Source organism: Streptococcus sp. 2021WUSS126 (assembly GCF_044427255.1).
GTDB lineage: Bacteria > Bacillota > Bacilli > Lactobacillales > Streptococcaceae > Streptococcus > Streptococcus hashimotonensis.
Genome location: NZ_JAOTGI010000002.1, coordinates 74,433 through 99,913, shown reverse-complemented (window position 1 = coordinate 99,913; position 25,481 = coordinate 74,433). Strand labels below are relative to the sequence as shown.

Annotated in this window: 27 protein-coding genes; 19 read left to right on the top strand and 8 right to left on the bottom strand. The window is 40.8% G+C overall.

What is annotated here, in order from left to right; all coding sequences use genetic code 11:
* Positions 1–172: 172 nt before the first annotated feature.
* A complete protein-coding gene (locus ODU39_RS01720; RefSeq protein ID WP_002941715.1) occupies positions 173–646 on the bottom strand; it encodes an arginine repressor in 474 nt (157 codons plus the stop codon).
* 63 nt (positions 647–709) lie between these two features.
* Positions 710–1,738 carry a tRNA preQ1(34) S-adenosylmethionine ribosyltransferase-isomerase QueA gene (gene queA / locus ODU39_RS01715; RefSeq protein WP_024400153.1) on the bottom strand — a complete coding sequence of 343 codons (1,029 nt, stop codon included), beginning with the start codon at positions 1,736–1,738 and terminating at the stop codon, positions 710–712.
* A 346-nt stretch (positions 1,739–2,084) separates the two neighbouring features.
* On the opposite strand from queA, the gene ODU39_RS01710 reads away from it, so the two are divergent.
* From ODU39_RS01710 to dltD, 10 genes are all read left to right on the top strand, one after another.
* A complete protein-coding gene (locus ODU39_RS01710; protein ID WP_398579718.1) occupies positions 2,085–2,789 on the top strand; it encodes a glucosamine-6-phosphate deaminase in 705 nt (234 codons plus the stop codon).
* A 460-nt stretch (positions 2,790–3,249) separates the two neighbouring features.
* Positions 3,250–3,597 (top strand): SSU0592/SSU0593 family protein, encoded by a 348-nt coding sequence (locus ODU39_RS01705; protein WP_398579717.1) that lies wholly within the window; start codon positions 3,250–3,252, stop codon positions 3,595–3,597.
* Positions 3,598–4,004: 407 nt separating this feature from the next.
* Positions 4,005–4,319, top strand: a complete 315-nt coding sequence (locus tag ODU39_RS01700) for an SSU0592/SSU0593 family protein (protein ID WP_105249516.1) — start codon at positions 4,005–4,007, stop codon at positions 4,317–4,319.
* A gap of 431 nt (positions 4,320–4,750) precedes the next feature.
* Positions 4,751–5,125 (top strand): SSU0592/SSU0593 family protein, encoded by a 375-nt coding sequence (locus ODU39_RS01695; protein ID WP_044768161.1) that lies wholly within the window; start codon positions 4,751–4,753, stop codon positions 5,123–5,125.
* A 109-nt stretch (positions 5,126–5,234) separates the two neighbouring features.
* On the top strand, positions 5,235–5,585 hold the full coding sequence (locus ODU39_RS01690) for a hypothetical protein (protein WP_105249515.1): 351 nt from the start codon (positions 5,235–5,237) through the stop codon (positions 5,583–5,585).
* 472 nt (positions 5,586–6,057) lie between these two features.
* A complete protein-coding gene (gene dltX / locus ODU39_RS01685; protein WP_002937209.1) occupies positions 6,058–6,183 on the top strand; it encodes a teichoic acid D-Ala incorporation-associated protein DltX in 126 nt (41 codons plus the stop codon).
* 16 nt (positions 6,184–6,199) lie between these two features.
* Positions 6,200–7,735, top strand: coding sequence for a D-alanine--poly(phosphoribitol) ligase subunit DltA (gene dltA, locus ODU39_RS01680; protein WP_136647366.1), 1,536 nt, complete (start codon positions 6,200–6,202; stop codon positions 7,733–7,735).
* Entirely contained in the window at positions 7,732–8,973 is a 1,242-nt protein-coding gene (dltB, locus tag ODU39_RS01675; protein WP_398579716.1) for a D-alanyl-lipoteichoic acid biosynthesis protein DltB, read from the top strand. Before dltA ends, dltB begins: the two co-directional genes overlap by 4 nt.
* Positions 8,974–9,015: 42 nt before the next feature.
* Positions 9,016–9,255 (top strand): D-alanine--poly(phosphoribitol) ligase subunit DltC, encoded by a 240-nt coding sequence (dltC, locus tag ODU39_RS01670; RefSeq protein WP_002937198.1) that lies wholly within the window; start codon positions 9,016–9,018, stop codon positions 9,253–9,255.
* Positions 9,248–10,513 (top strand): D-alanyl-lipoteichoic acid biosynthesis protein DltD, encoded by a 1,266-nt coding sequence (dltD, locus tag ODU39_RS01665; protein WP_398579715.1) that lies wholly within the window; start codon positions 9,248–9,250, stop codon positions 10,511–10,513. The genes dltC and dltD overlap by 8 nt, the downstream gene beginning before the upstream one ends.
* A 258-nt stretch (positions 10,514–10,771) precedes the next feature.
* Here the strand turns inward: dltD and ODU39_RS01660 are convergent, their stop codons facing one another.
* The gene (locus tag ODU39_RS01660; RefSeq protein ID WP_398579714.1) at positions 10,772–11,734 is read right to left on the bottom strand and encodes a glutathione S-transferase family protein; all 963 of its coding nucleotides are present in this window, start codon (positions 11,732–11,734) and stop codon (positions 10,772–10,774) included.
* A 134-nt stretch (positions 11,735–11,868) separates the two neighbouring features.
* Between ODU39_RS01660 and ODU39_RS01655 the strand changes: the two genes are divergently transcribed.
* A complete protein-coding gene (locus ODU39_RS01655) occupies positions 11,869–12,585 on the top strand; it encodes a pseudouridine synthase (RefSeq protein ID WP_398579713.1) in 717 nt (238 codons plus the stop codon).
* Positions 12,586–12,598: 13 nt separating this feature from the next.
* Positions 12,599–13,078: a glutathione peroxidase gene (locus ODU39_RS01650; protein ID WP_105139421.1), complete on the top strand. Its 480-nt coding sequence runs from the start codon at positions 12,599–12,601 to the stop codon at positions 13,076–13,078.
* 18 nt (positions 13,079–13,096) lie between these two features.
* On the opposite strand, the gene ODU39_RS01645 is transcribed toward ODU39_RS01650, so the two are convergent.
* The 5 genes from ODU39_RS01645 to ODU39_RS01625 all read right to left on the bottom strand — a co-directional run bounded on the left by ODU39_RS01645 (position 13,097) and on the right by ODU39_RS01625 (position 18,458).
* Positions 13,097–14,098 carry a FecCD family ABC transporter permease gene (locus tag ODU39_RS01645; protein WP_398579712.1) on the bottom strand — a complete coding sequence of 334 codons (1,002 nt, stop codon included), beginning with the start codon at positions 14,096–14,098 and terminating at the stop codon, positions 13,097–13,099.
* A complete protein-coding gene (locus tag ODU39_RS01640) occupies positions 14,095–15,120 on the bottom strand; it encodes an iron ABC transporter permease (protein WP_105243424.1) in 1,026 nt (341 codons plus the stop codon). Before ODU39_RS01640 ends, ODU39_RS01645 begins: the two co-directional genes overlap by 4 nt.
* Before the next feature lie 13 nt (positions 15,121–15,133).
* Complete coding sequence (locus ODU39_RS01635; protein WP_398579711.1) at positions 15,134–16,063, bottom strand: ABC transporter substrate-binding protein; 930 nt, start codon at positions 16,061–16,063, stop codon at positions 15,134–15,136.
* A 12-nt stretch (positions 16,064–16,075) separates the two neighbouring features.
* Complete coding sequence (locus tag ODU39_RS01630; RefSeq protein WP_398579710.1) at positions 16,076–16,861, bottom strand: ABC transporter ATP-binding protein; 786 nt, start codon at positions 16,859–16,861, stop codon at positions 16,076–16,078.
* Between the two features lie 151 nt (positions 16,862–17,012).
* Positions 17,013–18,458: a UDP-N-acetylmuramoyl-L-alanyl-D-glutamate--L-lysine ligase gene (locus ODU39_RS01625; protein WP_398579709.1), complete on the bottom strand. Its 1,446-nt coding sequence runs from the start codon at positions 18,456–18,458 to the stop codon at positions 17,013–17,015.
* Between the two features lie 145 nt (positions 18,459–18,603).
* On the opposite strand from ODU39_RS01625, the gene ODU39_RS01620 reads away from it, so the two are divergent.
* The 7 genes from ODU39_RS01620 to ODU39_RS01590 all read left to right on the top strand — a co-directional run bounded on the left by ODU39_RS01620 (position 18,604) and on the right by ODU39_RS01590 (position 25,478).
* Entirely contained in the window at positions 18,604–19,350 is a 747-nt protein-coding gene (locus ODU39_RS01620; protein WP_105120315.1) for a 1-acyl-sn-glycerol-3-phosphate acyltransferase, read from the top strand.
* Between the two features lie 66 nt (positions 19,351–19,416).
* Positions 19,417–20,076: a helix-hairpin-helix domain-containing protein gene (locus tag ODU39_RS01615; protein ID WP_398579708.1), complete on the top strand. Its 660-nt coding sequence runs from the start codon at positions 19,417–19,419 to the stop codon at positions 20,074–20,076.
* Positions 20,060–22,303, top strand: a complete 2,244-nt coding sequence (locus ODU39_RS01610) for a DNA internalization-related competence protein ComEC/Rec2 (RefSeq protein ID WP_398579707.1) — start codon at positions 20,060–20,062, stop codon at positions 22,301–22,303. Before ODU39_RS01615 ends, ODU39_RS01610 begins: the two co-directional genes overlap by 17 nt.
* Entirely contained in the window at positions 22,300–22,539 is a 240-nt protein-coding gene (locus ODU39_RS01605) for a transposase (RefSeq protein ID WP_398579706.1), read from the top strand. Before ODU39_RS01610 ends, ODU39_RS01605 begins: the two co-directional genes overlap by 4 nt.
* An 83-nt stretch (positions 22,540–22,622) precedes the next feature.
* A complete protein-coding gene (locus ODU39_RS01600) occupies positions 22,623–23,279 on the top strand; it encodes a CBS domain-containing protein (protein ID WP_002935353.1) in 657 nt (218 codons plus the stop codon).
* Between the two features lie 94 nt (positions 23,280–23,373).
* Positions 23,374–24,201, top strand: coding sequence for a hypothetical protein (locus ODU39_RS01595; RefSeq protein ID WP_398579705.1), 828 nt, complete (start codon positions 23,374–23,376; stop codon positions 24,199–24,201).
* A 5-nt stretch (positions 24,202–24,206) separates the two neighbouring features.
* Positions 24,207–25,478 carry a toxic anion resistance protein gene (locus ODU39_RS01590; protein WP_105119667.1) on the top strand — a complete coding sequence of 424 codons (1,272 nt, stop codon included), beginning with the start codon at positions 24,207–24,209 and terminating at the stop codon, positions 25,476–25,478.
* Positions 25,479–25,481 lie beyond the last annotated feature (3 nt).

Genomic DNA, 25,481 nt, shown 5'->3' with positions numbered 1-25,481 from the left:
AAAGTAAACTAGAAGGCTATGAATAACAGGATAATTTTTATCAACTACTAAAAATCCCCCGTAATAAATCTTATTACGGGAGATTTTCGTTTATGAGTATAAAGGGAAGTTATTGATATTTATTTGAAAAATTATCTTTAAAATTAAGTATGTTGTTTGTGAACACAAATTTTTATAATTTACTAAAGAAAAATGGTGGAGTAAACTGTTTCAAGTGCTCGAAGCAAGCTTGTGCCCCCTCGACATCTTCACAAATGATGAGACAGACATCGTCACCGCAGACGGTCGCTACAATTTGAGGAATCTCCATGGCATCCAAAATAGAACCGAATGAGTTAGCCAATCCAGGTAGGGTCTTGAGAACCACTTGATGTTGGATAGGTTTTAGCATGACCAAAGCATCTTCCATATAGAGTCGCAGTCGTTTTTCCCAGCGAGTAGGAGCAATGGGGTTGATGACATAGTGAGAAGAATCATCTTCGTTGACTTTGACAAGATTGAGCATCTTGATGTCACGGGAGAGGGTAGATTGGGTGACGGAGACTCCGTTGACCTCTAGTAATTCTTGCAATTCCTGCTGGGTATGTATTTTCTTCTCCATGATTAGAGACAGGATCAGCTGATGGCGACTTTCAATCTTGTTCATAGGGCCCTCCTTGAGATGTAAGGAAAATAAAATCTGAACTCAGAATAATTTGGTGATAACAGCCTATTGAATGAACATTGCATCCCCAAAACTAAAGAAGCGGTAGCGTTCTTCAACAGCATGTTTATAGGCATCTAAGGTAAATTCTCTACCTGCAAAGGCAGAAACTAGCATAACCAAAGTAGATTTTGGTAGGTGGAAATTGGTTGAGAAGGCATCAACGATTCGGAAGGTGTAGCCAGGTTTGATGAAGATATTTGTCCAACCAGAATCAGCTTCCAAACGGCCATCAAATTTATTACCGATGGTTTCGAGGGTGCGGATGGATGTCGTGCCGACTGCGACGATACGACCCCCGCTATCTTTGACCTGATTGAGGGTTTGAGCAGCTTCAGCTGATAGGTTATAGAATTCCGAGTGCATTTCATGCTCATCAACGTTATCAACAGAGACTGGTCGGAAGGTCCCAAGCCCAACGTGAAGAGTCAAATAGACTAGTTTCACTCCTTTAGCTTCGATTTTTTCGAGTAACTCTTGGGTGAAATGTAGTCCAGCAGTTGGAGCTGCGGCAGAACCGTTTTCCTTGGCATAAACTGTTTGATAGCGTTCACGGTCTTCTAATTTTTCATGAATGTAAGGTGGAAGTGGCATTTCGCCTAGGCTTTCCAAGACTTCAAGGAAGATACCTTCATAAGAGAATTCAACAATTCTTCCACCGTGTTCTAATTCTTCTACGATAGTAGCAGTTAATCGCCCGTCACCAAAGGCAACTGTGGTACCGACTTTCAGGCGTTTTGCTGGTTTGGCAAGCACTTCCCACTGATCACCTTGGGTATTTTTCAAAAGCAAAAGCTCAACATGTCCCATGGTTTCAGGCTTGTAGCCATAGAGACGGGCAGGCAGAACACGTGTATTGTTCATGACCAGAGCATCACCGGGATTCAGCTGGTCGATGATATGGTCAAAGTGACTGTCAACCATGCTCCGTTTTTCGCGGTCGAGGATCAATAGTTTAGAGCTGTCGCGCTTTTCAAGGGGAACTTGAGCGATAAGCTCTTCGGGTAAATCAAAATCAAAATCTGCAGTATTCATATTCACTCCTTAGACTAAAATAAAATATAGGTAAAATAAATCAATAGGGCAAATGGCAAAGCCACCAATAGACTACCAATCAGGTAGAAAATAAACTTTAGGACCTTTGATTTAGAAATAAAATAGCCAGTAAGGCAGAACAGAATACCAATAAAAAATAAGTAAAAAAGCACATCTGTCATAAATGTATTATATCATAGTTAGACACTTTAGTCTTGATGGATGGGAAGAGATTTAAAATTATTTGTGTTTATTTAATACTCTATAGGTATAAATTCTTGACAAAAATTGGTCTATACCATATAATAAAGAAAAAACAAAATGGTATAGACCAAAGAGGTGTGTTATGAAAATTCATGTAGTAAACAATCAAGTTGAAGGAGCAACTGTAGCATTAGACATTTTGAGAGAAAAAATGAACGGAGGTGCCAAGGTATTAGGTTTGGCAACAGGCTCCAGTCCGTTAGAATTTTACAGATTGATTCGTGTGTCGGATTTAGACTTTTCAGATGTGACATCTGTAAACTTGGATGAGTATGTTGGTTTAGGTGAGGAGAGCGACCAATCCTATATCCATTTTATGAAGGAAAATCTTTTCAATGCCAAACCGTTTAAACAATCTTATTTACCGAATGGTTTGGCGACAGATGTAGCTGCTGAAACAGAACGTTACAATAAAATTCTGTCTGAACATCCAGTTGATTTCCAAATTTTGGGTATCGGACGCAACGGCCATATCGGTTTCAACGAACCAGGTGCTCCATTTGATGGTCAGACCCATCTGGTTGATTTGGCGCCATCAACCATTGAAGCCAATGCACGCTTTTTTGACAATCCAGAAGATGTACCAAAACAAGCTATCTCAATGGGCATCGCCAACATTATGGCAGCCAAGACCATTGTCCTCATGGCTTATGGTCAGGAAAAAGCTGATGCCATTAAGGCGACTGTGGAAGGTCCTGTGACAGAAGATGTCCCAGCAAGCGTCCTCCAAAACCATGACGATGTCGTTCTTATCCTCGACCAAGCCGCAGCAAGTAAATTAGTGTAGTATGTTGTAAACGATTATTCTTAGACATAAAGTTGGTTGTAACAGTACAATAAGTATAATTTCTGAATGAATCTAGGTTCTTTTCCCATTATGAATTTGACAAAAATTGTGAAAAGGCATGCAACTTATATTTTTAAGGGCATGCCTTTTGCTATTCTGATAATCCATATCAGTTGTTATATATTGAATGGATTATAACATTAAGTTGGATTTGAGAGAAACTTTCAACAAGAGGTATTGCTATCCTTTATCATGTTGAAAATTGATAGGAACAAGTGAAATAGGCGAAACAGTATCATTTTCTCTACGTTTTGTATAACGTTTTTATTTTTTCAGGTAGTTTTCTGGTTTTTATATAATCTTTTTCTAAAGTTGGTTTTTGAGTTATTTTTTTGTGCTATACTGTTACTACGTTTCCGATAGGAGGAAGCAAATATCTATACAAAGGAGATGTTTCATCATGAAACATATTGTAACAAAACGTAATTATAAAGTTGGCGCATGCGCTATGGCACTTGCATTGCTGATGACTACTGCAGGTGGTGCAGTTGTAAATGCAGAGCAACGACTAACATCAACAGGCAATATTTCAGAACGAGGAGATAGTGTCCTTCTAGCAACTCCAGCCCAAAATCAAGGTTTTCAAAATGGTGGAGTTCACAACTTAGAGTCTATCAACTCACCTATGCCTCAAGTAGCCCCTTCTGTACAAAAATCATGGTTTGGTTCATTTTGGGGTGGTGTAAAAACATTCTGGAATGCATTATGTTGTTCTGTGGGACTAACTGGGCTCAAAGTTAGTAAGTAACATAGAGTTATAATCTTGTAATATTTAGTCAATTAATTTGCAAATCCTTCATACTTCACTAACTTTCTTAAATTATTTAATTTTCTATATATTACCCTCTTAGAAATCTTTTTCATCTATACATTCATAACTTTAATAATATAACTCGAATTAGTATGCCCTCTATGAAAATAGAGGGTTTTAAACATTTTAGAGATATTTTTTCTTTATTATCACAATTATTCGAGACAAGTTTTTTGAACCACAAACATTGCATGTGTATTTTTTATCTTTATATTAATATTTCCATATCGTGGAGTTTTATAGTTTTTTATCTAACCTTTTTCTAAAGTTGGAATTTGAGTTGTCTGTTTGTGCTATACTATCACTTGTAGAGACGAATATCGTATAAAGGAGATATTTCAACAATGAAGCAACTTGTAACAAAACGTAGTTATAAAATTGGTTTGAGTGCCATGGCTTTGGCCTTGCTAATGACCACTGCAGGTGGCGCAACTGCACATGCAAGTACGGAGACCTACAGTGTCGAAACCCGAGGTGATATCAAAGTGTATAGGCTGTTGGAAGCTCCAGCGGAGTCTTTTGCACAGGGGAGCATAGTTTTGAAACCTGTGAATAATTCTACAACTAAACCATCTGAAACCAAATCATGGTTTGATTCTTTTTGGGGTAGTGTAAAAACATTCTGGGAAGCGTTCTGTCGTGGAGTTGGATGGTGTTAAGTAGAATGTTTACTATCTAGAGTTATATTCTTGTAATATTTAGTCAATTAAATTTGCAAATCCTTCATACCTTCATTAATCTTTCTTAAATTTTTAATTTTCTATATATTGCCCTCTTAAAAATCTTTTTCATCTATACATTCATAACTTTAATAATATAACTCAAAATAGTATGCCCTCTGTGAAAATAGAGGGTTTTAAATTTTTTAGAGATATTCTTTTTTTATTGCTTCGCTTATTCGAGACAAGGTTCTCTTGAACGGAGCGTATCCTATTTCCTGATTTTTATATTAATATTTTTATTTTTTGGAATTTAATGGTTTTTTATCTAATCTTTCTCTAAAGTTGGGATTTACATTATTTTTTTGTGCTATACTGGCACTACATTGTCTAAAAAAGGGCGAATATTGTATAAAGGAGACATTTCAAAAATGAAACGTATTGTAACAAAACGTAGTTATAAAGTTGGTCTGTGTGCTATGGCTCTTGTTCTTCTGATGAGCACTGCAGGTGGCGTAACTGCAGGTGCACAAGACTATCATGTCGAATCATCAGGTGCTCTTAAGCCAATTGGAAATGGAACGTTTATGAAAATGGAATACTCAGCTTTTACTAAGGATACTCCTATTGAGAATAATGGGGTCAGTGGGTTGAGACCTATTCATAGTCAGAATGCTGATTCAGCTAATTCATCTGATTCTTGGTTTTGGAACTTATGGAAGAAATTCAAAACAGTTTTCCAAACATTTATTGAAAAAGGGGTACGTCGTGGTTTTGGTATACAAAGATTATTTGGATTTAAATAGTCAATAATTAAAGTGTTATTCAAATGTTCATAATCTTGTAATATTTAGCGCAATTAATTTATAAACCTTCATATTAAAAAAACTAATACTTTGTAAAAGGAGACATTTCATGAAACAAGCTAATTCAAAACTAGCAGCTTTAACACTCATTACAACTCTCGCGGTTGCAACTTTTGCTAGCACAACCGCCTACGCAAATGACAATATTGATGAAGTAGATCAGACTGTGTCACGCGGTTTCAAACCAATAGATGACGAGTCACTGAGAAAAGCACTTGGAAATAGTAACTCACAGAACTATACAATACGTGCTAAACTACCAGAAAATACCAATCTCAAAAATCAAGGAATAAGTATTACCGGACCAGTTGAAATTCCATCTAAGACTCCTGAAAACTCTTCATGGTTTTGGGATCTTTGGAATCGTTTTACAACTTTTGTCAAAAATATTTTTAGCTAAGGTTTCTATTTTTCGTTGACTTCATATGGATAGAGAACAGTGGTTCATGTGAGCCTTTATTCAAATGAAAAGCGTATGAAATATTGGAAAGATCTAGGCATCTAAACCAGAGATTGTGCAAGAAATTATGTAATAGACCTCACATTTTTTGCGAATGGGATGTTGACACGAATTCCATATTTCTTGAGTCTCGGTTGTAATTTTTCTTAGATAAATTAAAGAGTGAAAAGTTTAGGATATTGTAATTGTTCTAAACTTTTTATATTGCATTGATAAAAAATACAGTCTTTGTATAACAGGTATATTCTTGTATTTTTTAGTGAAAAAAGAAATAAATTGACAAAATTATGGTAAAATATAGGTTGATTTAAAATTAATCATTTAATGAATAATGAGTTCGAAGTAAGTCAAGATTGACTAGACATTGTATTTAAAGCAATTCACAAGAATAAGAGATGGAAGGAGATAGAACATGCAACATCCAGTTGTACGATTTATCTGTAGAACCCTGTTCTATTTTTTTATATTGTTACTACTTTTGTATCTGTATAGTTATTTAGACATTGGACAGGGAGGATTTATCTATAATGAGTTTTAAGGAGGAGAGTATAAAAATGATTAGCAGCATGTTAGAGCGGGTAGAGCATTTTGCAACAGAAAATCCTGACTACCCTGTTTACCATCATCTAGGACAGTTGTATAGTTATGGGGATTTAAAGGCAGATTCAGATTCTTTAGCAGCCCATATTGATAGTTTGGATTTACCAGCAAACTCTCCTGTCCTTGTTTTTGGCGGACAGGAGTACCAGATGTTGGCAATCTTTGTTGCTTTAACCAAGGCTGGTCATCCGTATATCCCTGTAGATAGTCATTCTGCTTTGGATCGGATTGAAGCCATTCTGGAAATAGCAGAGCCGAGTTTGGTGTTTGCGGTAGTAGACTTTCCGCTAGAGACAAGTTTGCCAGTGCTTGGTTTGTCTGAAGTTGAAGCCATTTTTGAGAAGAAATCGACTTATCAGTTGATGCATCCTGTAAGCGGAGATGATACCTACTATATTATCTTCACTTCTGGGACGACGGGTAAACCAAAAGGGGTGCAAATTTCGCATGACAATTTGCTCAGCTTTACTAACTGGATGATAAGGGATAAGGAGTTTGCGCTACCAGAGCGACCACAAATGTTGGCTCAACCTTCCTATTCGTTTGACTTGTCGGTTATGTATTGGGCTCCGACGCTTGCCCTTGGTGGGACCTTATTTGCCCTACCGAAAGAGTTGACTTTGGATTTCAAGACCTTATTTGCAGCTATTCAAACTTTGCCATTTAAGATTTGGACTTCGACACCATCATTTGTAGATATGGCTTTGCTATCTCGTGAGTTTGATGGGGAACATTTACCAGATTTGACGCATTTCTATTTTGATGGAGAGGAGTTAACTGTAAAAACAGCTCAGAAGCTCCGCGAACGTTTTCCAAAAGCTGTGATTGTTAACGCTTATGGACCGACCGAAGCTACAGTCGCCTTATCAGCAGTTGCCATCACTGATGAGATGCTGGTGAATTATAAACGTTTGCCGATTGGTTATACCAAACCAGACTCGCCAACTTTTATTTTGGATGAGGATGGTCAAGTAGTACCGAATGGTCAACAGGGAGAAATCGTTGTATCAGGTCCTGCTGTCTCTAAAGGATATTTGAATAATCCTGAGAGAACCGAGGCGGCATTTTTCCAGTTTGACGGCTTACAGGCCTATCATACTGGGGATTTGGGTGTGATGACAGATGAAGGTCTGTTACTCTATGGCGGACGTATGGATTTCCAAATTAAATATAATGGTTATCGTATCGAGTTGGAAGAAGTTGCCCAACACTTAAATAAATCAACCTACATTGAGGCTGCGGTGGCTGTTCCACGTTATAATGCTGACCATAAAGTGCAAAATCTGTTAGCTTATGTTGTCCCTAAAGCAGGGATTATGGAGCAGTTCGATCGAGAGTTGGAGTTAACCAGGGTCATTAAGCAGGAGTTAAAAGAACGGATGATGGATTATATGATGCCTTCGAAGTTTATTTATCGAGACAGTCTTCCTTTGACTGCAAATGGGAAGATTGATATTAAGGGGTTGATCGCTGAGGTGAATGCTCAATGATGGAGTTTTTCAAACAGCTACCTCAGTTAGAGCCTTATGGAAATCCATTGTACTTTTTCTATCTAGTCTTAGCGCTAGTACCAATTTTTATAGGACTCTTTTTTAAAAAACGTTTCCCCTTGTATGAAACAGGTGTTAGTTTAGCCTTCATTGTCTTGATGTTTACAGGTACAAAGACAATGCAATTGCTGTCTTTATTGGCCTATATTATTTGGCAGGCAATGTTGATTTTTTTCTACAAACATTATCGTCAACGGGCAAATCAAAGCTGGGTCTTCTATTTAATCGTGTGTTTAGCTGTTTTTCCGTTGACTTGGGTAAAGTTGGCACCGACTTTTAGTCAGCATGGGGCAATTTTCGGTTTTTTAGGTATTTCTTATTTAACGTTTCGGTCGGTCGGAATGGTGATTGAAATGCGGGACGGTTTACTAACGGAATTTAGTTTAGGGAGTTTTTTACGATTTTTGCTATTTATGCCAACTATTTCGAGTGGTCCTATTGATCGTTATAGACGGTTTACGGAAGATTACAAACAAATTCCTGAGCGAACTGAGTTATTAAATATGCTCGATCAGACTGTGCATTATATTATGATGGGCTTCTTATATAAGTTTATTCTAGCCTATTTTATTGGGCATACTTTACTGGAGCCTTTAAAGGCAGTAGTCTTGGATCAAGGTGGATGGTTTAACTTACCTACTATTGGAGTTATGTATCTTTATGGCTTTGAATTATTCTTTGACTTTGCAGGCTATTCCATGTTTGCCATAGGTATTTCCAATCTTATGGGTATTCGCTGCCCAATTAACTTTGATCAACCGTTCAAATCGCGTGATCTTAAGGAATTTTGGAATCGATGGCATATCAGCTTATCTTTTTGGTTCCGTGATTTCGTCTTCATGCGTCTGGTTAAGACTTTGTTGAAACATAAGGTTTTCAAAAATCGAAATACGGTATCTAATGTTGCCTATCTGCTAAATATGCTCTTGATGGGCTTGTGGCATGGTGTAACATGGTATTATATTGCATATGGTCTCTTTCATGCTTTGGGGTTGATCATCAATGATGCTTGGATTCGTAAGAAGAAATCAATTAATTTAGCTCGAAAAAAAGCTGGGCAAGAACCACTGCCGGATAATCGTTGGACGAGTTTCGCTGGTATGTTTGTGACCTTCCATACGGTCATGTTCTCTTTCTTGATATTTTCAGGATTTTTAGATAAATTGTGGTTCAAGTAGACAATAGGTAACGATTATATGAATCGTAGAAAGGAATATAAAATGGATGTAAAAGAAACAATATTGAATATTATCGAAGAATTATTTATGGAAGATGTATCTGAAATGATGGATGAAGACCTATTTGATGCGGGTGTTTTAGATAGTATGGGGACTGTAGAACTTATTGTGGAGTTAGAAAGTCGTTTTAATATTACAGTTCCAGTTTCAGAGTTTGGTCGTGAAGATTGGAATACAGCTAACAAAATCATTTCTGGTGTTGTGGAGTTGATGCATGCGTAAGCAATTGTGGCAAATTTTTGGGCCTGTGATTTGTGCAACGTTTTTAGTTATTCTCACCTTGTTGTTTTTCCCGAGTGCTTCTCGGCCAAATTTCAAAGAAGAAAAACAAGATGCAGTAGCATTGTCTTATATTAGTTTTAAGAGCAAATATAAGAAAAATAGGGCTCTGGGAGACAAAAATCATCGTTTTGTTCCTTTCTTTGGGTCAAGTGAGTGGTCACGTTTTGATAGTATGCATCCATCAGTGTTGGCAGATGCTTATCAGAGAGAGTATACTCCCTATTTGTTAGGACAACGTGGTGCAGCTTCGCTGACACAATATTTTGGCATGCAACAGATTGGGGAACATTTAAAAAATAGTCAGGCTATCTATGTTGTTTCTCCTCAATGGTTTTCACCAAAAGGGGCATCATCTAAGGCATTTGAACAATATTTTAGTAGTGATCAAGCCACTCATTTTCTGCAAACAAGTGCTAAGGATGACTATGATAGATATGCAGCAAAGCGTTTCTTAGAGCTTAAATCAGACTGTAGTTTGACAGGAATGTTTCAAAAAGTAGCTAGAGGTAAGGAATTGTCAAAATGGGATAGAGAGCAGTTGAACTGGCAAGCCTATTTATTAGAAAAGCAAGATGCCTTATTTAGTCGCTTTGCTGATTCTGGTAGTAATTTAGGATTGGTAGAAACGGAAGCGATGAAACTTCCAGAGACTTTTTCCTATGACCGCTTGAGTAAAGTGGCTAATGAGGACGGGAGTCGTTCTACTCAATCAAATGATTTCCAAATTGATGATAGGTTTTATAGAAATCGTCTTCAGTCAAAAATCAAAAAACTCAAACAATCCCAGACAAAAATATCTTATCTGCAATCACCGGAGTACAATGATTTTCAGCTGGTTTTGAATGAATTTGCTAAACATCAGACTGATGTGCTATTTGTAATTCCCCCGGTTAATGAACGTTGGATGAACTACACTGGTCTCAATAAAGATATGTATCGGGCAACAGTAGCAAAGATTAAGTATCAGTTGACCAGTCAAGGTTTCAATCATATTGCTGATTTGTCGGAGCAGGGGGGGATAGATTATTTTATGCAAGATACGATTCACATCGGTTGGCAAGGCTGGCTGGAGCTTGATAAGTATATCCACCCATTCTTGACAGAACAACAAGCACCTGTTCATTATCAGCTAAAAAAAGAATTTATAACTTCCGAATGGGCTACATATAAGGGAGATTTAAACTTATTTTTGAAATAGTTAGATACAGTTATAATAAAAAGCAAGAAGGCTTTGAATTAGGAAGTCTCCTTGCTTTTTTTGTACGAATCCCGAGAAAAACTTGTTTTTAGTCCAGAGAGAAGTGAAAGAGGCTTAAAACGTACGAAGGCGACACGTCTACAAGATAATTACTATAGGTTACAAGAGAGTCCAGATTTGCAGGAGTTAAATAGACTTCTAGGAATTAAGTGGAATCGGAGGCTAAAGTTTGAGGAATTTAGTAAAACCTACTTGCCTTTAGTTTTCAAGTGTCCAGTCAAAGTCAGGGCCGACTGGGACAATACCTGTTGGGTTAATAGTTTTATGGCTACCATAGTAGTGTTGTTTGATATGGTCGAAGTCCACCGTTTCTGCAATACCAGCATGATTGTAAAGATGTTTGGTATAGTTCCATAGGTTTGGATAATCAACCAAGACCTTGATATTGCATTTGAAATGCCCAAAGTAAACAGGATCGAATCGCACCAAAGTGGTAAAGAGTCGAATATCAGCCTCTGTCAGTTGATTGCCCACCAGATAGTCCTTGTCTGCCAAATGCTCTTCTAATTTATCTAAGGCGGCAAAAAGGTTCTTGACCTCTTTTTCATAGACTGCCTGGCTGGTTGAAAAACCTGCCTTGTAGACGCCATTGTTGATGTTTGGATAGACAAAGTCATTCATGGCATCAATATCGGCTTGCAGGTTTGCTGGATAGCAGTCATCGTAATTTCCAGTAATATCATTAAAAGCAGAGTTAAACATGCGCATGATTTCAGCAGATTCATTGCTGACGATGGTATTTGTTTCCTTATCCCAAAGGACAGGGACGGTCACACGGCCAGAATACTGTGGATCAGCTTTCAAATATACCTGATAGAGATAGTCGCTGTTAAAGAGGGAATCCTTGATAACACCAGGTCCGTCCGCAAAAGTCCAACCATTTTCCAACATGTGCGGATGTACGATTGACAGGGAAATATGGTCTTCCAGACCCTTCAATTTTCGCATGATTAAGGTCCGACTCGCCCAAGGACAGGCCAAAGAAATGTAGAGATGGTAACGACCAGATTCCGCTTTGAAACCGCCCTTTCCTGTCGGACCAGCCTGTCCATCAGCTGTAATCCAGTTGCGAAATTGTGTTACGGTACGAACAAACTTGCCACCTGTTGACTTGGTGTCATACCATTGATCCACCCATTTGCCATCTTGTAAAAGTCCCATGAATTTTCTCCCTTACTGAAAAAATAGGAAATTCTATTATGGATTTCCTTTGTAAAAAAAAATATCACTAACTAGTATTATAAAGTTTTTTTTTTAAAAGAGTCAAGCCATATGATTTGTGATACAATAGTCCCATGAGATTAGACAAATGTATGGAGGCGGCTCAGATTGGCTCCCGCAAGCAGGTAAAGAAATTATTTAAGTCCCAACAGATTATTGTTGATGGGCGACCTGCTCAAAGCTTAAGCCAGATTGTTGACCCAGAACTCCAAGAGATTCAGGTGGCAGGGCGAAAAATCGAGCTAAAAGGCTCGGTCTACTATTTACTCAACAAACCAGCAGGAGTCGTTTCTGCTGTGACAGACCAGGAGCATCAGACAGTCATCGACTTGATTTCCCCACAAGATAGCAGGGAAGGCCTCTACCCCGTCGGTCGCTTGGACAGGGATACCGAGGGCCTAGTCCTCATTACCAACAATGGTCCGCTCGGTTATCGTATGCTCCATCCCAGCTACCATGTGGACAAGGTCTACTATGTGGAGGTAAATGGATGTTTGGCTGAGGATGCTTCAAAATTTTTTGCTTCAGGTGTTACCTTTTTGGACGGCACTCGTTGCCAGCCCGCAGATTTGACTGTCTTGGAGGCTTCTTTGGACCATAGCAGAGCGACCATCAAGCTGGCAGAAGGTAAGTTTCATCAGGTCAAAAAGATGTTTTTAGCCTATGGTGTCAAGGTCACTTATCTCAAGCGGATCTCCTTTGGTGGTTTTGAGCTGGGGGATTTGGAACGAGGTGCATACAGACAACTCACTCCAAATGAATTGGAACATTTATTCACTTATTTTGACTAGAGGAGGATATATAATGAGCATTTATAATTTTACAGTACAAAAACAAGATGGCACAGACCAGGCCATGGCTGATTATCAAGGACAGGTGCTTTTGATTGTCAATACGGCACCAGGTTGTGGGTTGGCACCTCAATACAAGGAACTACAGGATCTATATGGTTGCTATAAAGAAAAGGGTTTTGTCGTGCTCGATTTTCCTTGCAATCAATTTTTAAATCAGGCTCCCGGTTCTGCTGAAGAAATCAATCAGACCTGTAGTTTGACTTATGGAACAACCTTTCCTCGCTTTGCAAAAATTGAAGTGAACGGTGCAGGAGCTAGTCCGCTATATCGCTATCTTAAGAAAGAAAAATCGACCTTATTAGGAGGTCGAATCGAGTGGAATTTTACCAAGTTTTTGGTCGATAGACAAGGGCGTGTGGTCAAACGCTATTTACCAACGACTAGTCCATTAAAACTTAAAGAGGATATTGAACTTTACCTAGAAAAATAATAAGAAGGCTGGAGTCATCTAGCCTTCTTGTTTTAGTAACCACAGAAAATAGGGAGCGCCGATAAGGGAGACGATGATGCCGGTTGGGATGCCTGTTCCGACAAGTAGTATTCGTCCTATGGTATCCGCTAGAAGTAGAATGAAGCTTCCTATTATCATAGTAGCTGGAATGATGACACGATGGTCATTTCCTAACCATTTGCGCACAATGTGACCAGCAATGAGACCAACGAAGGTGATATTACCAACTAAAATGACACTAAGAGAGGCTAGGGCGGTAGCCAATACCAAGGTAATCCGCCTTTCACGCTGTAAGTGGAGTCCCAAAGCCATGGCTGTCTGGTCGTTTAGATTCATAATATTGAGTGAGCGACTTCGACTAAATGTTGCCAGCCATACCAAGAGAAGAAGAGGAGTATAGATTGCGATAGTTTTCCAATCTCCACCATTTACTCGACCACTGAGCCACTGGACAATGTATTCCATCTTAAAGTCATCTAATTGGCTGATGATGCTAACCATGATACCAGATAACATGCTCGAAATTCCAACTCCCGTGATAATTAAGCGTGCAGGATGGATGCCGTACAGCTTTTTACGTGCAATCCAGTAAACTAGAAAAATGGTTAATCCACCACCCATCATAGCAAATAGAGGCATGAGACTCAATAAGACAGGGCTGATTTTTGAAGAGAGACCGACAAATAGTGCCACAACAAGACCAGCTCCTGCGTTGATTCCTAATATTCCAGAATCTGCCAGAGGATTGCGGGTTAATGTTTGTAGCAACAAACCCGCCAAAGCCAGAGAAGCCCCTCCGATAATGGAGGCGATTATTCTAGGTAAGCGAATTCGCCCAATGATAAGTAGAGTCGATGAACTGGCACGACCACTCATGATGTCAATGAGATCCGAAAAGGATGAATTGCTATAGCCGATAGATAAGGAAAGGAGGAAAATGACAAATAAAAGGATTAGTAGGAATGTGAATATTTTTAGAGAGTTGTGATGTCTTATCAAAAGTGTTTCTCCTTTCTAATCAACCATAGGAAGCAAGGGAGACCAATGATACTGATGACTGCGCTAATGGGAGTTTCAACAGGTGGATTGATAGAACGGCAAACCAAATCTACCCAGATGAGGAAACTAGCCCCTGCAAAGGCAGTTAATGGCAAGAGTAGCTTGTAATTTTTCCCTGTAAACATGCGGATAAAGTGAGGAATAATGAGCCCGACAAAAGAAAGTGAGCCCACAAGAGCTACCGCAGAAGCTGAGAGTAGAAGGACAATTCCCAACAAAATCAAGGTCATCAGTAAGGTTCGTTGCCCTAGATTTTTAGCAACGGTTTCGTTGAGACTCAGGATGGTTAGCTGATGTGAAAAGAGTTGAGCAAGGATGAGGCCAATGATGATAAGAGGAGCGATGATGGCCAGCATCTTCCAGTTTACCTGTACCAATCCCCCTGCTTGCCAGCCAATCACTGCAGTTGATAAATCAAAGTAGATAGTAATAGCCTGACCAATAGCAGAAAATAGACTTGCTACCATGGCACCAGATAAAATTAACCGCAGTTGATTGTAGCCTTTTTGTACCTGATAAGCTAGACCAAAGACTAGACCGGCTGCCAGACAGGAGCCCAGTAAACATATTAATAAAATTTGACTGTAGTGCAAACCACCGAATAGAGCATAGGCAACAATGAGAGCCAGTCCTGCGCCAGCATTGATTCCTAATAAGCCAGGATCAGCAATCGGATTGCGTGTAATTCCTTGCATCATTGCCCCAGCTTGAGCCATGGCAGCTCCCACCAAGATGGCGGCTACCATTCTAGGTAAACGTAAATCGATGATAACATCCTGAGCGGAAGAATCTGTCAGTGGATGCTTTAGGGTTTCTATCAGTTGTTGGTGGCTATAAGAAACAGCTCCAAAGCGTAAACTAAGATAGACTCCAGCTACGAAAGAAAGACAGATGATGAAAAAAACAAGCCAAATATTCTTTGGCTTTGTTTTGGGATAACGAGAACTTACTAGTTTGTTCATATATCCAGTCCTTTTACTGAAGTTTTTGAATTTCTGAGACAAAGGCGTCAATTTGTAAATCTAAAGACATCGGATCGGAGAAGTAGAAGAGGTTATAGTCTATCTCGATGACGTGACCATTCTTTACAGCAGGTAGATTTTTCCAAATATCACTTTCTTTGAGAGAGGCAGCTGCTTCTTTTGTTTTATCATTGACGTTAACAAGGACATAGTCGCCAACATATTCTGGAAGAGCTTCTTGAGATACCCCAAACCAGCCTTCTTTATTGATGATGTCTTCTTGAACCTTTGCAGGAGCGGCAAAACCGAGAGCGCGATAGACTAATTCTCCACCACGACCAAAGTTGTTACCGTAAAGGAAGATGTTTTTATCGAAGAAGTCCATGACAGTAAATGTTGAACTTGTATCAATCAATCCTTTCAATTCCTCTTTCGCAGTAGCAACTTTCTTATCCCATTGATCTAACCAGGCTTGTGCTTCCTTTTCTTTTCCAAAAATCTGACCAACATCTGTCAGCATTTTCAGGTAGTCACTCTTTCCATAAGTGATTTCAATAACTGGAGCAATTTCTTTCAGTGTTTCTAAGTTATCATCACCAGCAAATACTAGAATGACATCTGGTTTTTGTGCGGCAATTGCTTCTGTATCTGCCGTTGTCAATTGTGGAACATCCTTTAGTTTGTCTCCAAATGCCGGACTATTTTTTTCTAAATCTAGACTATAGCTAGATACATCAATTCCTAATTGTAAGAGATAGCCTGTGTAAGAGTAAGCAAAGTTGACAACTTTTTTAGGATTTTTTGGAATGTCACCGTGGTAAGTAATTCCTTCAATCTTTGGCATGCTAGACAATTCTACGTCTGTTGAAGAGGAAGAGGTAGAACAAGCTGTTAAGAAAACCAGCCCAACAAATAAACTAAAAATAGCTAAAAACTTTTTCATTTTTTCTCCTTATTATTTTTTTAAATCGTAAGTTAGCAAAATAGGGTAATCTTGACCAGTAACCTGCATCAATTGAGGGTCAATGCTAAAAATGTCCCTCAGTATCTCAGTTGTCATCATATTGGACACAGACCCATGGTAGCGAATATCTCCCTCTTTCATGGCAATCATATAATCTGAAAATCGAGCTGATAAATTGACATCGTGAAGGACCATCACAATGGTTTTCTGTCGGCTTTGATTCAGTTCTTTTAAAAGTTCTAAGACTTCCAATTGATGATTGAGATCAAGATAGGTTGTTGGTTCATCTAAGAAAATGGTATCCGTATCTTGGGCAAGTGCCATCGCAATCCACACACGTTGCCTCTGACCACCTGATAAATCATCAACTGGGAACCTAGCGTAGGGAGCGGTCTGAGTAACCTCCAAGGCCCAGTTGATTTTCTCTCTATCCTGATCTGTGAGATGCCCCAGCCCATTTTGATGCGGAAAGCGACCATAGGAGACTAGTTCATAGACGGAAATCCCTTCTGTCGCTTCTAAGACCTGAGGGAGCAGGGCCAATTTTTTTGCGACTTCCTTGGTTGGCAGTTGTGAAATGGCTTGTCCATCTAAATAGATAGCCCCTTCTTGAACAGGGATAATCCTTGTTAACGCCTTAAGCAAGGTCGATTTTCCACAGCCATTGGCACCAATGATCGTCGTTATATTTCCTTTTGGAATACTTGTTGATAATTCATCAATAATAATCCGATTGTCGTAAGAGACTTGGATATCTTCCGCTTGAATAGAAGACACAAACTCCTCCTTTCCAGAATATGATTCATTAATATTTTGTTCCGACCAGTATTATATCAAAAAAATTTACCAAAACAAAGAGTTTTCTGAAAATTTTAATTTAATGAGAATCGTTATAAAAAAGTCCTTGTCTGTGAACAAGGACCCTATGTTACAAATATTGTTTTGCTACTTCCAAATCACCGTCATAGGCGGCCTTTTCGCCATTGACAATCTGGTAGGCGTCAGCCCCCTTGCCTGCGATGATGACAGCATCCTTAGGAGAGTTTGTCAGGTTCATGGCTGTGCGAATGGCTTCTTCCCGGTCCAAGATAAAGTCGCTTGGACGGGTCATGTGGGCACGGATTTGTTCAGCGATAGCAGCTGGATCTTCACGGTTGGGGTCATCAGCTGTCAGGATCATTTCAACCTGCGGATAGTCATTGAGCAGAAGACCGAAGTCTTTGCGGCGACTTTCTCCCTTATTGCCAGGAGCCCCAAGGATTAGGATGACCTTGCCTGTCTGGTGCTCTAAGACGACATCAATCAGCTTCTTGACACTATCGCCGTTATGGGCGTAGTCCACGAATACCTTGGCACCGTTTTGCTGGGTCAGGACTTCCATGCGACCAGGGACATTGGTTTGGGCAATCCCTGTGTGAATATCTTCCAGACTTGCACCCAAACGAAGACAGGCCAGCCCTGCTGCGATGGCATTTTCTTGGTTGAAGCCACCGATGAGCTGGATGTCGTAATGGCCAGCCAATTTGCCAGTCGCTGTGAAGTCAAAACCTGCTGACTGACTAATCTGGTTTTCAGAAGTCGGTCCATAAAAGTCATGGTCTTTGGAGCTGACTTGGTCTTTCACCACCTCAAAATGGTCCATTCCAGCATTGACAATAACCGCTCTGCTATTGTCCATCAAAAGTCGCTTGTGATAGAAATAGTCCTCAAAAGTCGGGTGCTCAATGGGGCCAATGTGGTCGGGGCTGATGTTGAGGAAGACGCCGACGTCAAAGGTCAGCCCGTAAACCCGCTTAACCAAGTAAGCCTGGCTGGACACCTCCATAATCAAGTGAGTCATGCCGTTCTTGACCGCCTCCGCCATCATGGCAAAGAGGTCCAGGCTTTCAGGCGTGGTCAAGGTGGACTTGAAGAAGGTTTTGCCGTCCAGCGTGGTGTTCATGGTCGAAAGCATGGCAGGTTTCTTGCTCTGTTTAAGGATGTTAAAAGCAAAATAAGCCGCCGTTGTCTTACCTTTGGTACCGGTAAAGGCCAGAAGCTTGAGCTGTTTCTGGGGATGACCATGAAATTCCATGGCAATCAGGCTCATAGCCTGCTTAATGTCGTGGACGATGATAGCAGGAATGCCGACCTCATAGTCGATTTCAGACACGTAAAAAGCCAGCCCAGCCTCGATAGCTTTTTCAAGAAATTCTTTCTTAAAGGCCAAACCCTTGGCAAAAAAGAGGGTTGTTGGGCTAACAGAACGGCTGTCATAGCTGAGAGCATCAAACTGGACATCCGTCCAAGTGCTATCAGTCTGGTTATTCTGTATGATATAGCGGAAATTGTTATCCGCTTTTAAGATGTCTACTACACGTTCAATTTTAATCATGCTTCTATTGTAAACCTATCTAGTGGTTTTTACAAGTCGGGACTTTGTAAATAAAGGCTTTTTGATTGTAAATTTGAATGTATATGACATTTCGTTCTGACGCAAATTTGTGCTATAATAGGAGGGATTGAAAAAGGAGAAGTTTATGTTTTATTCTTATCTACGAACACTATTAACATTCTTGTTGTGGGCCATCAATGGCAATATTCACTATCATGATAGAGAGAAGATTTTGCCACAGGAGGAAAATTATATTCTTATCGCTCCGCACAAAACCTTCTGGGATCCAGTCTTTCTTGGCTACGCAGCTGCTCCTAAGCAGTTCATCTTTATGGCTAAAAAAGAACTCTTCAAGGACCGTGGTTTTGGCTGGTGGATTTCAAAATGTGGAGCCTTTCCGATTGACCGTGAAAATCCTGGTATGGCAGCCATCAAGTATCCAGTTAACATGTTGAAAAAAAGTGACCGGTCGCTGGTCATGTTTCCTTCAGGAAGTCGTCATTCATCTGAGCTCAAAGGTGGTGTGGCGGTCATTGCCAAGTCAGCCAAGGTCAAACTCATGCCAGCTACCTATGTGGGTCCCATGACTATCAAGGGGCTCTTAGCTGGTGAGCGAATCGATGTGGCTTTTGGAAATCCTATCGATGTTTCGGACATCAAGCGTATGGATGATGCAGGTACAGCAGAAGTAACTAGCCGAATTGAGACTGAGTTCAAACGCTTAGATGACCATGCGGCATCCTTCCAAACCAAGAAAAAGCCAAATATCTTGACTTATATCTATCGTATCCCAGTTCTTTTGCTGGTTGCTCTTATCTTGGGACTGACCTATGCCTTTAGCTATGTCGCCAGCTTCTTCTGGCAACCAAGTACTCAGTTGGATAAAAAATAAGTAAATGAAACTCGCAGCTTGCGGGTTTTTTGTATCTTTTACGAACTATATAGGTGGAGGTAATTTATGGATACGATTAAAACTTATATTGAAATGCTTAAAGAATACAAGTGGCAGATTGCTCTGCCAGCAGTTGCAGGTCTGCTTCTGACGACATTCTTAATATTCAGCCAACCAGCTAAGTCAGATCAAACAGGACTGACAGATTTTCCACAGTCCGAACAAACCTCTAATAGCTCTGAGTTGGTCGAGGAAACCAGTACAGAAGTAAGTGAGGAGTCTAGCCAGCTGGTCGTTGATGTCAAAGGAGCGGTAGCAAAGCCAGGGCTCTACACATTAGAAGCTGGTGCGCGTGTCAATGACGCAGTTGAGGCAGCTGGCGGCTTGACCAGTCAGGCAGACCCCAAGTCTATCAATCTAGCTCAGAAGCTCAGCGACGAAGCGGTGGTCTATGTGGCTAGTAAGGACGAATATATCTCGGTGGTTGCCAGCACGACTGCCAGCTCTGCCATATCCCCAGAAGGAAATGAAAGTAAGGTCAATCTCAACACGGCGACCGAGGCCGACCTGCAGACCATTTCGGGTATCGGCGCCAAACGGGCGGCGGACATTATCGCCTATCGTGAGGCCAATGGCGGCTTCAAATCGGTGGACGACCTCAACAATGTATCGGGCATCGGCGACAAGACTATGGAAAGCATCCGGCCTTATGTCACGGTTGACTAAGCTCCCCTGCCAGCCCATCCACCTAGCCATCTTGGCGGTGGCGGCCTACTTCGCAGTCCATGCCTTTTCTCTTTTGACAATGATCCTGCTGAGTTTGTTGCTAGCTGTCTTTGGGTTTCGGCAAGGTAAGGCAGTCTTCCTCAAAACGCTGCCGCTTCTAGCCCTGTGCGGTCTGTTTTTCGGATGCCAGAAGGTCCAATGGGAGCGGGCAGCCCAGTCAGCCTCAGAGCAAGTGACGACTGTGCAGGTCATTCTAGATACGATTGAAGTCAACGGGGACAGCCTGTCCTTTCGGGGTCGGACTGACGGACAAACCTATCAGGTTTTCTACAAATTAGCCAGTCAGGAGGAGCAGATTTATTTTCAACAACTAACAGACCTAGTCCAACTAGAAGTGGAAGCAGAGGTTAGCCTGCCAGCAGGTCAGCGGAATTTTAACGGCTTTGACTATCAGGCTTACCTGAAAACACAGGGTATCTATCGGACAGTCAAGCTAACGGCGATTAAGAAGATTGTTCCTATCCAGTCTTGGAATATTTTTGACTGGCTGTCAAGCTGGCGGAGGCAGGCCTTGGTCTATGTCAAAACCAATTTTCCAGCACCCATGAGTCACTACATGACAGGGCTCTTGTTTGGGGAGCTGGATAGTGAGTTTGACCAGATGAGTGACCTCTATTCCAGTCTAGGTATCATTCATCTCTTCGCCCTGTCTGGTATGCAGGTGGGCTTTTTCATCGACAAGTTTCGTTGGATTTTGCTGCGTCTGGGCTTGACCAAGGAAACGGTGGATAAATTGCAGATTCCCTTTTCTCTTGTCTATGCTGGTTTGACAGGCTTTTCGGTGTCAGTGGTGCGGTCTCTAGTCCAGAAAATTTTGGGCAATATAGGCTTGCGGAAGCTGGATAATTTTGCGGTGACGGTCTTTGTCTGCCTGCTGATGCTGCCCCGCTTTCCACTGACAGCAGGAGGAGTGCTGACCTTTACCTATGCTTTCTTGCTGACTGTCTTTGATTTTGAGGACTTGGGGCAGGTCAAAAAGGCTGCGGTGGAAAGTCTTAGTATTTCTCTTGGAATTTTGCCGGTGCTTATGAGCTATTTCTATGCCTTTCAGCCCTTGTCCATTCTCCTGACCTTCGCCTTTTCTTTTGTCTTTGATGTCCTGCTTTTGCCAGGCTTGTCGGTCATTTTTCTCCTGTCGCCAGTTGTCAAGGTAACCTGGGTCAACGGATTTTTTGTCTTTATGGAAAAAATCATTGTCTGGGTGGCAGATTTGGGATTGCGACCTTGGATACTGGGCAAGCCGTCTGGGCTGGTTCTCTTGCTTTTGCTGGTCAGCCTGTTCTTACTTTACGATTTCCACAGGAAAAAGAAATGGTTCCTAGGACTGAGCCTGGTCCTCGCTCTGCTATTTTTCACGACCAAACACCCGCTGGAAAATGAGGTGACGGTGGTGGATATCGGGCAGGGGGATAGCATCTTTTTGCGGGATTTGCGGGGGCGGACGGTCCTGATTGATGTGGGCGGTCGGGTTGATTTTGTGGCTAAGGAGGAGTGGCAGGAGCGGTCTTCGCAGGCAAATGCAGAGCGAACCTTGATTCCTTATCTGCATAGTCGGGGCGTGGACAGGATTGATAGTTTGGTCCTGACCCATACCGACGCTGACCATGTGGGCGATGTTCTGGAAGTGGCGAATCAGGTCCAGATTGGTCGGATTTACGTGTCGCCAGGAAGCCTGACGGTGCCTGACTTTGTAGCCACCTTGAAAGAAATCAATGTCCCAGTTCATGTGGTGGCGGTGGGCGACCGCTTGCCGATTTTTGACTCCTATTTAGAAGTTCTCTATCCGGACGGGACAGGAGACGGTGGCAATAACGACTCCATTGTCCTTTACGGTCGCTTGCTAGAAACCAATTTTCTCTTTACAGGGGACTTGGAGCAGGGGGAGTTGGACTTGATTAAAACCTATCCCAACTTGCCTGTCGATGTCCTCAAAGCTGGTCACCATGGCTCCAAAGGATCTTCCTATCCTGAATTTTTAGACCATATCGGAGCCAAGATTGCCCTGGTATCTGCTGGAGAAAACAACCGCTACAAGCACCCTCACCAAGAAACCTTGGACCGCTTTGACAGTCGAGATATCCAAGTCTATCGCACCGACCAGCAAGGAGCTATTCGCTTCCGAGGTTGGAAGGAGTGGAGGATTGAAACGGTGAAGGAGGTAAAATGATAAATCCTATGCACTTATGGTTCGATGGTTTCAAAGTTCACGTGCTCGCTGCCTTATCTGGCTATATTCTGCACTATGTTACTACGCCAGCTTCTGTTAACGACTTCAAAGAGGTTGCTGCCTTATTGGAAAGATGCCAACAATCTGTGATTGTAGCAGATTTGAGCTATCTCAGTCAGCAGTTTTGCTCACTCCATTGTATTTCAAATAGTCTATATTTTGAATTTAAAAATTGATTTTCATTTCTTTTCATTAAATATTGAAATCGTTTTCGAATTTGTGGTATAATAAAGTATGATTTACCAAAGGAGGAAGTCCTATGTCTGTTAAAGATTTTATGACCCGTAAAGTTGTTTATATTTCACCAGATACAACCATTGCACACGCTGCAGATATTATGCGTGAACAGGATTTGCACCGTCTGCCTGTTATTGAAAATGATAAGTTGGTTGGTTTGGTCACTGAGGGAACAATCGCAGAAGCTAGTCCATCGAAAGCAACTAGCCTATCTATTTACGAGATGAACTACCTTTTGAATAAGACTAAGGTCAAGGATGTGATGATTAAGAATGTTATCACAGTCTCAGGTTATGCTAGTCTTGAAGATGCTGCCTATCTCATGTATAAAAACAAAGTGGGGATTCTTCCAGTTGTTGATAACGGTCAACTCTATGGAGTCATTACTGATCGTGATATTTTTGCAGCTTTTCTTCATGTCTCAGGTTATGGAGAAGAAGGAGTACGCGCTCGGTTCCTTGTTGAAAATAAGGCAGGGGAGTTAGAAAAAATTATTCGATTGGTGGCAGATAAGGATTATAATATTGTGTCTACTGTGCAACTTGCTACCAAGTCTGGAAAAGTTGTCATCGAAGTACAGATTGACGGAAAAGTTGATGTTGAAGAAGTTCGAACTCTTTTTGAGGGTGCAGGTATCCAAGTGGATAGCTTGGTTCCGACTGTTGCTAAAAATATTTAAAAACCGAGATTTCTCGTTTTTTTTTCTTTAGCTATCATTCTAGTATTTTAGGGGAATGTGATATAATAAAGTATATCATGTATGAGGAGGCTCTATGGGGCACAAATATAAAAAGTATAAGAAGTATGGTAAAAATAATTCAGGACTTGTGGCCCTCCTTGTTTTATTGGCAATCGGTTTTGTCATGAGTTTCTGGTATATCTTATTGCCCATTGGACTCTTAATTGGCTATTTTTACAAGAGAGAGGCTATCCAGCGTTTTTTGAATAGAGATTCTATAAAACGCTTGCAGGTATTAGCGCTATCTATTCGTTCGGGCTATGAAAAGCACCAAGAACTCTTGGTGGAAAAGGGTGAGGATAAGGTTGTGTTACAGTTGCGAAACAGACTGTTAGGACAATTATTTGAATTAGATCAGCTCTATCAAAAAGTTGGAAAATATCTGAATGGATATGAAAGTAAAGAAGTTGTAGATACCTTGCAACTAAAATATCATTTAAAACTGCCAGAAGCTAAAACAGAAAAAAATACTGACACACAGGTTTCTACTAGTGGTAATGCTGTGATGGATGAACAAGGCATGATAGCGGATTTAGCTCCTGAAATTCTAGAAACCTATTGTAATATTCAAAGAGACAATCTTGTTATTCTTGAAAAGCTGGAAAAGGCGACAGATAAGAGGGAAGAATTGACAGCTATCCATGAGGCCAATATGAGTCGGTTTAACGATATTTTACAGGGCTATTTGAAAATTAAAAAATCACCGAAAGATTATTTTAACGCAGAAGAACGATTGGTGCAGGCAAAATCAGCCATGGAAATGTTTGATAAGGATTTGGATGATACCATCAAACAATTTAACGAAGCGGATATGAAAGATTTTGAAGTCAGTCTGCGTATGATGAAAAGAGAAGAGGAATAGAGAAGATGTCAGGATTTAATTTCGATATTGATCAGATTGCTAATAATAGTTTATCAACCAAAGATAAGACAACAGAGCTTATTCAAGCGACTCCGACTGGAGATAATTCAAAAGTGTCTTTCTTGGCACAGTTGACACCGGAACAACAAACAGGTATTCGTGCCAAGGCTCCCCAATTGGTGGATAATTTCTTAGCTAATCAAAATGCCCTCTTGGATTTTGGTAAGGAAGCGGTAGAAGAAGTCAATGCCACGGTCAATCACATTTTGTCAGAACAGAAGAAGATTGAAATTCCACAGGTGGATGAGCTTTTGGCCAATACCAACCGTGAATTGAATGGTTTTGTGGCTAAGTATAAGGACATTTCCACAACTGCTGAATTAGAAAAGAAACCAGGTTTCTTCCAACGCCTGTTCAAGCAGACCAAAAATGATTTGCAGGAATTTTACTTTGATTCGCAGACCATTGAAAAGAAAATGGATAGCATGGCAGCCAGTGTGGTCAAGCAGGAAGAGGTGTTGGCGCGCAATATTGTTTCTGCAGAGCTTTTGATTGAAAATAATACCAAGTCTATCGAGAATTTGGTTGGGGTCATCGCCTTTATTGAAGCGACTGGTCAGGAAGCTGCAGAGCGTGCAAAATTGGCACAAGAAAACCTCGCAACTTTAGTACCGACTACAGTCGATTATCAAGTAGCTTCTGAGAAGTTGGCACGTGTAACAGAGGTTGCTAATATCCTCGAACAACAACATTCTGAGTATATGAGTCGCTTATATGTCGCGTGGACAACGACACCGCAGATGCGTAATCTGGTCAAGGTTTCTTCGGATATGAAACAGCGCCTTGGGATGTTACGTCGCAATACTATTCCAACAATGAAATTGTCCATTGCACAGTTGGGCATCTTACAACAATCTATCAAGTCTAGCCAGACGGCAGATGCGATTGTCAATGCTAATAATGCTGCCCTTCAAATGCTTGCGGATACATCAAAAGAAGCCATCCCGATGATGGAACGCACAGCTCAGAATCCGACCCTTTCAGTAGCATCTGTTACCAAATTGGCAGAAAGTTTGGTTGCCCAAAATAATGGCATTATTGCAGCTATAGATGAAGGGCGTCAGAAACGTCGGGAGTTGGAAGCAGCTATTGTACGGTCTGCAGAGACTATCAATGATTCTGTTAAGCTACGCGATCAAAAAATTATTGCAGCTTTGCTGGAGCAAGGAAAAGAAGCACAGTCTGAGGCAGAGCAACCACTTGAAACCAATCCATAATAT

Bases quoted from the DNA above. Each gene is read 5' to 3' on its own strand.
- ODU39_RS01720 (WP_002941715.1), bottom strand. From the start codon at position 646: ATGAACAAGATTGAAAGTCGCCATCAGCTGATCCTGTCTCTAATCATG.
- queA (WP_024400153.1), bottom strand. From the start codon at position 1,738: ATGAATACTGCAGATTTTGATTTTGATTTACCCGAAGAGCTTATCGCT.
- ODU39_RS01710 (WP_398579718.1), top strand. From the start codon at position 2,085: ATGAAAATTCATGTAGTAAACAATCAAGTTGAAGGAGCAACTGTAGCA.
- ODU39_RS01705 (WP_398579717.1), top strand. From the start codon at position 3,250: ATGAAACATATTGTAACAAAACGTAATTATAAAGTTGGCGCATGCGCT.
- ODU39_RS01700 (WP_105249516.1), top strand. From the start codon at position 4,005: ATGAAGCAACTTGTAACAAAACGTAGTTATAAAATTGGTTTGAGTGCC.
- ODU39_RS01695 (WP_044768161.1), top strand. From the start codon at position 4,751: ATGAAACGTATTGTAACAAAACGTAGTTATAAAGTTGGTCTGTGTGCT.
- ODU39_RS01690 (WP_105249515.1), top strand. From the start codon at position 5,235: ATGAAACAAGCTAATTCAAAACTAGCAGCTTTAACACTCATTACAACT.
- dltX (WP_002937209.1), top strand. From the start codon at position 6,058: ATGCAACATCCAGTTGTACGATTTATCTGTAGAACCCTGTTCTATTTT.
- dltA (WP_136647366.1), top strand. From the start codon at position 6,200: ATGATTAGCAGCATGTTAGAGCGGGTAGAGCATTTTGCAACAGAAAAT.
- dltB (WP_398579716.1), top strand. From the start codon at position 7,732: ATGATGGAGTTTTTCAAACAGCTACCTCAGTTAGAGCCTTATGGAAAT.
- dltC (WP_002937198.1), top strand. From the start codon at position 9,016: ATGGATGTAAAAGAAACAATATTGAATATTATCGAAGAATTATTTATG.
- dltD (WP_398579715.1), top strand. From the start codon at position 9,248: ATGCGTAAGCAATTGTGGCAAATTTTTGGGCCTGTGATTTGTGCAACG.
- ODU39_RS01660 (WP_398579714.1), bottom strand. From the start codon at position 11,734: ATGGGACTTTTACAAGATGGCAAATGGGTGGATCAATGGTATGACACC.
- ODU39_RS01655 (WP_398579713.1), top strand. From the start codon at position 11,869: ATGAGATTAGACAAATGTATGGAGGCGGCTCAGATTGGCTCCCGCAAG.
- ODU39_RS01650 (WP_105139421.1), top strand. From the start codon at position 12,599: ATGAGCATTTATAATTTTACAGTACAAAAACAAGATGGCACAGACCAG.
- ODU39_RS01640 (WP_105243424.1), bottom strand. From the start codon at position 15,120: ATGAACAAACTAGTAAGTTCTCGTTATCCCAAAACAAAGCCAAAGAAT.
- ODU39_RS01635 (WP_398579711.1), bottom strand. From the start codon at position 16,063: ATGAAAAAGTTTTTAGCTATTTTTAGTTTATTTGTTGGGCTGGTTTTC.
- ODU39_RS01625 (WP_398579709.1), bottom strand. From the start codon at position 18,458: ATGATTAAAATTGAACGTGTAGTAGACATCTTAAAAGCGGATAACAAT.
- ODU39_RS01620 (WP_105120315.1), top strand. From the start codon at position 18,604: ATGTTTTATTCTTATCTACGAACACTATTAACATTCTTGTTGTGGGCC.
- ODU39_RS01615 (WP_398579708.1), top strand. From the start codon at position 19,417: ATGGATACGATTAAAACTTATATTGAAATGCTTAAAGAATACAAGTGG.
- ODU39_RS01610 (WP_398579707.1), top strand. From the start codon at position 20,060: ATGTCACGGTTGACTAAGCTCCCCTGCCAGCCCATCCACCTAGCCATC.
- ODU39_RS01605 (WP_398579706.1), top strand. From the start codon at position 22,300: ATGATAAATCCTATGCACTTATGGTTCGATGGTTTCAAAGTTCACGTG.
- ODU39_RS01600 (WP_002935353.1), top strand. From the start codon at position 22,623: ATGTCTGTTAAAGATTTTATGACCCGTAAAGTTGTTTATATTTCACCA.
- ODU39_RS01595 (WP_398579705.1), top strand. From the start codon at position 23,374: ATGGGGCACAAATATAAAAAGTATAAGAAGTATGGTAAAAATAATTCA.
- ODU39_RS01590 (WP_105119667.1), top strand. From the start codon at position 24,207: ATGTCAGGATTTAATTTCGATATTGATCAGATTGCTAATAATAGTTTA.